Origin of the sequence: Vibrio fujianensis (assembly GCF_002749895.1) — a bacterium.
In the GTDB taxonomy this organism is placed as follows: Bacteria; Pseudomonadota; Gammaproteobacteria; order Enterobacterales; family Vibrionaceae; genus Vibrio; species Vibrio fujianensis.
Map to the genome: position 1 here is coordinate 36,177 of NZ_NBUS01000041.1, position 6,274 is coordinate 42,450.

Consider the following 6,274-nt stretch of genomic DNA (forward strand, 5'->3'; position numbering starts at 1 on the left):
GAGCATATGTTCAAGTTTATATGATAAGTTAAGGGTAAAATTGCGCATGAGAGCAGGGTATGAGTCATTCAACTAAAGATTTTTCAATGGAAAATACCGATCTACTGACTGAAATTTCAGTCGCGTATTATCAAGATGGTGCGACTCAAGAGGAGATCTCAAAAAAGTTTTCCCTCTCCCGAGCGAAGGTTGGGCGTTTGCTCAAACAGGCAAGAGATGAAGGGATTGTCGAAATTACGGTGAAATACCACCCCGTGTTTAGTGCCAAAATAGAGCAACGATTAATTGAACGCTTTGGTATAAAACGCGCATTGGTTGCTTTGGATCAACCGAATGAAGAGCAGCAAAGGTTACAAGTGGCTGGTTTGGTTTCCAATTACCTATCCAGTAATTTAAAAAATGGTCTGGTGGTTAGCATTGGGCAAGGGCGAAACGTGTCTGCGGTTGCTCATCATATTGGTGTGATCACGCCAAGAGATTGTAAATTCGTTTGTAGTATTGGCGGTATTCATCCTCGAGGTGGGATGTTTAATGCGGATCATATCTGTCGACAAATGGCGAAAAAATATGGCGGTACATCGGAAACCTTATATGCCCCTGCTTATGCCGAAAATCGTGAGCAAAAACTGGCTTTTATGCAAAACGCGACGGTGAAACAAACATTAGACTTAGCACGTAAAGCCGATATTGCCTTGGTAGGAATTGGCGATATGAGTGAGAACAGTTACATGGTCGATTTGGGCTGGTTTACTCCTGATGAAGTTGTGCAATCACGTCTTCAGCAAGGGGTGGTGGGCGATTTTGCCGGTTATGATTTTTTCGATATCCACGGCCAAATCGCGAATACTGTGATGAGTGATCGAGTGATCGGATTAGGCATTGATGAGTTTCGACCTATCTCGGAAGTGATAGCCATTGCGGCTGAAAATAGTAAGCCCCTTGCGCTATTGGGCGCACTTCGTACCGGAGCGATTGATGTGATTGCAACCAGTGTGAGTAATGCGTTAACAGTTCTCAACTTAGATGAGCAGATGCGTCATGTGCAGTAATCGTTTAGCTGTGTTAGCGCCGGTAAGAGGATAAATATGTTCGCTGAACACACCCACATTACCTCCTTTTGGTGTAAAAAGTTGGGCCACAATCACCTACGGATCGCCGGTGAATATTGGCATATTGAAAAGCTGATTACTCTGCAGTGCATGCTTTTAGAAGCCGCACCTAGCCTAGAAGAAGGCTTGCGATGGTGGAGTAAAACGGTGTCTTTATTCGATCGTCGCTTGTACATCAGCGTTGAGCAGAATCATAACCATATGCGCATGACGTTAAAATGTAGAGTCGCGACATTGCCTAATTGGTCGGAAGCGGTGTTTGATTTGTTAATGATGCAATTAGAGCTGCTTAATTTGACTCGTTGGGTGCAATTGTCGGTTCATACCCAGTCGCCATTTGGCATAGCGGTTCGCATATCGCCGCGTACGGTTTCAAACGACAGTTCAAGTGTGTTTGAATTGGTGAAACAGTGCTATGTATTGCTTTCTCATCAATCGATTGAACAACCTGAATTACTTAGCGTTTTAAATGCCATTTTTACACAAAATAGCAATTATGCGCTCAAATTAGCACAAGCGGCGCAAGAATTGGGCGTATCAAAGCGTACTTTGCAACGCCGACTGAAAGAAAAGCACATGAGCTATTCGCAATGCGTTGACTTTGCTAAGAAGAAGCACGCCCTGGCGTTATTGGCAGATACCCAACTGACGATCCAACAAATTGCTTATCAGCTTGGTTATGAAGAGCCTTCTAATTTTCATCGAACGTTTCGCCGTTGGTATCCTTTTTCTCCTATGCAGTATCGCCAGCAGTGCTTAGAAAACCGCACGCCACTGCGCCAACAACCGATCCGTTTATATTACGCCAAAGCGAATTTATGGTCTGAGCATGATATCAATCAACCGGTTGGTAAAATTTGGTTAGAAGTCGATAACATTGCGTTTGAAAAAGTGGTGTCGGTCGAATGTCGAGATCGTGATGGCGTTTGGCGTCATTACCCTGCGTTTTTCGAGAGTTTTTTAAATCAAGGGACTGAGCTTTGGGTCACGACAGAGCTACCGGTGGCTCACCCGCTTACCTTTAGGCTTTGTTATGAAGTGGATGGTGAACGCTATATCGACAACAACCACCAGCGAGATTATGTCGTCGCAAAAGGACTTTTGCTTGGAGAGACGGAGTACATTGTCCGGACATGCCAACTCATTCAATTTGGTGAACAGTACACGTTATTTATTGAGTTAGCCTGCAGGCTTAATCATGTGGCGAACATTGAGTGTTTTATTGATGACGATCCCGCATCCCATATCATGAGCCGTACGCTAGCATCATCTGAATACGGCTGTTGGACACTTCAATTACCTATCAATCAAAAGGTGAAGCAGTGTCGATTTCGACTTTATGACTCATCGGGAAATGAACAAGCGAAAGAACATTATCCTGTCCAATACACGATTGTGCAGCCATTAACATAAAATTTGTCGGCGAGATCAAATACTGTATCACGTGACATCATTTCACGTCTTTTTTGGCGTGAAATGACACTATCGATTTCAAACCTTTACTTTATTGTTCTGTTATTGCTGCATAACGGAGACAATAACTGTGTTTGAAATAATACCTAAACCTATGAATAAAATAAAAATACTTTCTTTATCGATTGCTCTTGCTCTTTCTGGCTGTGGAAGTGATGAAACGACATCAGTAGAAGCCGGTAGTCACGTGGCATCTCCTGACTGGCGAGATCAGATCATTTATTTTTTAATGATTGACCGCTTTAATGATGGTGATCATGCGATTAATGACCAAGGACAGAACGAATATGACCCCACCTCTGAGAAAAAATTCAGTGGCGGCGATCTTGTTGGGGTGAGCGATAAACTGGGCTATATTGAGCAGTTGGGCGCGACATCGATCTGGATTACGCCTCCGGTTGCAAACCAATGGTGGGATGCAGAGCAAAACTACGGCGGTTACCACGGCTATTGGGCGCGTGACTTCCAAAAAGTGGATGAGCATTTTGGGGATCTAGAAAGTTATCAAGCGTTAGCGCGCGAAGTGCATGCTCGCAATATGTTCTTAATTCAGGATATCGTGACTAACCATGTAGGCAACTTCTTCACCTACGATAATCCTTATAATTATGATCCAAGCCTCCCTTGTCAGGGCTTCCGTTTGATTGAAAATGCGTTGCCAGCAGGGCAAGAGCTGCCTTACCCACTCAACATGAACGAATGTAAAACAGACGGCACAGGCAGTTACCACTGGACACCAAGCATCACCGATCACAATGATCCGATACAAGAAAAAACCTGGCAGCTTTCTGATTTGGATGATCTCAACACGTCCGATCCAGAAGTACGCGCTTATCTAAAAGAGAGCTACCGAAAATGGATTCGCGAAGTGGGTGTTGACGCTTTTCGTATCGACACGGTAAAGTTTGTCGAACACGATTTTTGGCATGATTTCTTGCACGCCGACGATGGCGTGATGACGCAAGCGGTTGATACCGGGCGTGACAACTTCCTCACTTTTGGTGAAGTATTCGAAACATCCACACCTTACCAGACGCAAGGTGAAGAAAAGATGCTGACTTACATCGGTGAAAATGGCTCGCCGAAACAGCTAACCTCGGTATTGAACTTCCCACTGCAAGCGACCATGACGCGCGTATTTGCTTCAGGACAACCAACTGATTATTTGCGTTTCCGGCTAGAAAAAATGATGGAGATGTTCCCGAATCCATACATCATGCCGAACTTCATTGATAATCACGATATGCCGCGTTTTCTGTCGCAAGGTAGCGTGAATGACATGAAACAAGCACTGATCACCATGATGAGCGTACCCGGTATTCCTGTGATTTACCAAGGTACAGAACAGGCGATGTCAGTGGCACGTGATGCTATGTTTGCTGGCGGTTACCGTGAAGATGGTCAATCTGTCGATTCATTCGATCAAAATAGCGAGATGTACTTGTTCATCCAAGAACTGGCTAAGTTGCGCACCGAAAACAAAGTCATGACACGTGGCGAAATAAAAGTGATTGGCAGCGATAAAGCGGGCGCGGGCGTATTCGCCTTTACTCGAACATTGGATAACGACGAAGTCTTAGTGGTGATGAACACCTCCAACTCACCGATGTTGATGAACCAACTCGACGTAGAGCAAGCGGGCGGTACCGTATTCCAACAACAAATTATGTCGAACTGGGCAGGTGCGCCAGAACAGTTAGTTATCGATGACAATGGTCATGTGACGCTGGAATTGCCCGCGAAATCTGCCGCCATTTACTTTAAAAGTGCCGATACCCAATCAGTAGACAGACCGGATCTCAACATCCAACTGGCGGAGAATTGGGAAGGACAAACCATCACTGGTGATATTGTTATCGCGGGTAGTGCTAACGCGAACGAGAAATTAAACCTTGTCGTCGACGGTAACTTGGAAACCGCGCAAACCATTACTGTAAGCGCTGACGGTCAGTTTAGCGTCACGCTGTCGACGCGTCACTTTGCGATTGGTGAGCAACAGCACCGCTTCGCAATTTATTCCACCGAGAAAAAAGCAGGTATCGAGGATGTGAATTTTATCTCGAACCTAAGTTGGTCAAACATGCCGGATGAGACTATTGATGATGCGGACGATGCGCAAGACGGTACAGGCGGCCTTAACGGTAACTACTCGTTGCCAACCGATCCAACGTTCGACAAAGACAACAGCCAACTCGCAATCAACCAAGCAGAGGTGTTTACCGTTGGCAGTAACGTACGTTTGACCTTCACCATGGACAAGATCACCGATACTTGGTTACCGCCAAACGGCTTTGACCACGTGGGTTTCACCATCTTCATTGATTTACCAGAAGAAGCGGCAACCAACCTAACGGAACTGCCAAAGATCAACGCATCGATGCCAAGCGGAACCTGGAGTCGCAATGCGGTTATTTTTGGCTGGCAAAGCTCGATTTACAACACCAAAGGAGCAAATGCCACCACATGGGGAGAGGCTGTGACACCAGCACCTAAGGTCACGGTGGATAAAGCCAATAACACGATCTCGATCGATTTTGCCAGCGATGCGCTGGGTCGACCTGAGTCACTCGATGATGTCCGCTTTTATGTTACTACCTGGGATTTGGATGGTTTATCGGCCAATTATCGTCCGTTAAATCAAGACAAAGGGCCATGGAACTTCTCTGGTGGCGCATCGGATGAAAGTAAAATTTGGGATGAGTTGCCTATCATAACCTTAAAAGAATAAACGGTTAGGCGTTCGAATGAGACGAGGCTTTAGGCCTCGTCTTTGCTGCCTACCTGTAACTCAAAGTTGTTTGGGTAAAAATAGGATTTATGCAATCGGTAATTCGTGTCGTTGGCCCCATTCAGTCCATGAACCATCATAAATGGCGAGATTGGGATAGCCGCAGAGATAAGCGGCCAGCAAAACAATGCAAGCGGTCACTCCAGATCCACAACTAAATAGATACTCATTAGCGGGTGCGAAAGCTTGGGCAAGGATAGGAGCTAAAGCTTGTGACGATTTCATTTTATGCCCATCCATTACCTGTGCAAACGGCATATTACACGAGTTTGGGATGTGACCACTGCGCACACCGGCCCTTGGTTCGGGGACTTGCGCTAAAAATCGTTCAGCAGAGCGAGCATCGATCGTTAAGCTGGTGGGGTCGGCAATTTTATTGAAAACATAGCCCGCATCAACAAAATAGTCAGGTGAAAGCTTACCCACGAAGTTACCTCGACGTGGCGTCTGGGTGTATTCCTGTGACACGTCATACCCTGCCAATTTCCATTCATGTAGCCCGCCATCCAAAATATAAACTTGCTTATGGCCGAAGGCTTGAAACATCCACCAAGCACGAGGTGAAGCAAAAGTTCCACTATTGTCGTACACCACAATGATAGAGTCTTGATTGATCCCTAGTGCTTGTGCAAGACAATTAAACCGAATTTCATCTGGCATCATATGCGGCAGGGTACTGTATGGATCACAAAATTCTTTATCGTAATCAAAGCGTTGTGCGCCAGGAATTTTATTGAGCCAATCCTTCTCCGTTTCATTAGCCATTTGAAATTCAATACTGCAATCGAGGAGGATGATTTCTGGAGAGGCTAAGTGCTGAGATAGCCAAGCTGGAGTTACGAGTGGGGACATGGTTACGATTCCTTAAGTAACAAAATATGGCAGGGCGTCCTTATCGCTGGTG

The 6,274-nt window shown here is 45.5% G+C and carries 4 protein-coding genes; 3 read left to right on the plus strand and 1 reads right to left on the minus strand.

The window, feature by feature from the left end; translation table 11 throughout:
* The first annotated feature begins 59 nt into the window (after positions 1–59).
* From B7C60_RS07490 to B7C60_RS07500, 3 genes are all read left to right on the plus strand, one after another.
* On the plus strand, positions 60–1,049 hold the full coding sequence (locus B7C60_RS07490; protein WP_099611121.1) for a sugar-binding transcriptional regulator: 990 nt from the start codon (positions 60–62) through the stop codon (positions 1,047–1,049).
* 36 nt (positions 1,050–1,085) lie between these two features.
* Entirely contained in the window at positions 1,086–2,522 is a 1,437-nt protein-coding gene (locus B7C60_RS07495) for a helix-turn-helix transcriptional regulator (protein WP_099611122.1), read from the plus strand.
* A gap of 130 nt (positions 2,523–2,652) precedes the next feature.
* Positions 2,653–5,310, plus strand: a complete 2,658-nt coding sequence (locus B7C60_RS07500) for an alpha-amylase family glycosyl hydrolase (RefSeq protein ID WP_170887440.1) — start codon at positions 2,653–2,655, stop codon at positions 5,308–5,310.
* 87 nt (positions 5,311–5,397) lie between these two features.
* On the opposite strand, the gene B7C60_RS07505 is transcribed toward B7C60_RS07500, so the two are convergent.
* The gene (locus B7C60_RS07505; RefSeq protein ID WP_099611124.1) at positions 5,398–6,222 is read right to left on the minus strand and encodes a sulfurtransferase; all 825 of its coding nucleotides are present in this window, start codon (positions 6,220–6,222) and stop codon (positions 5,398–5,400) included.
* Positions 6,223–6,274 lie beyond the last annotated feature (52 nt).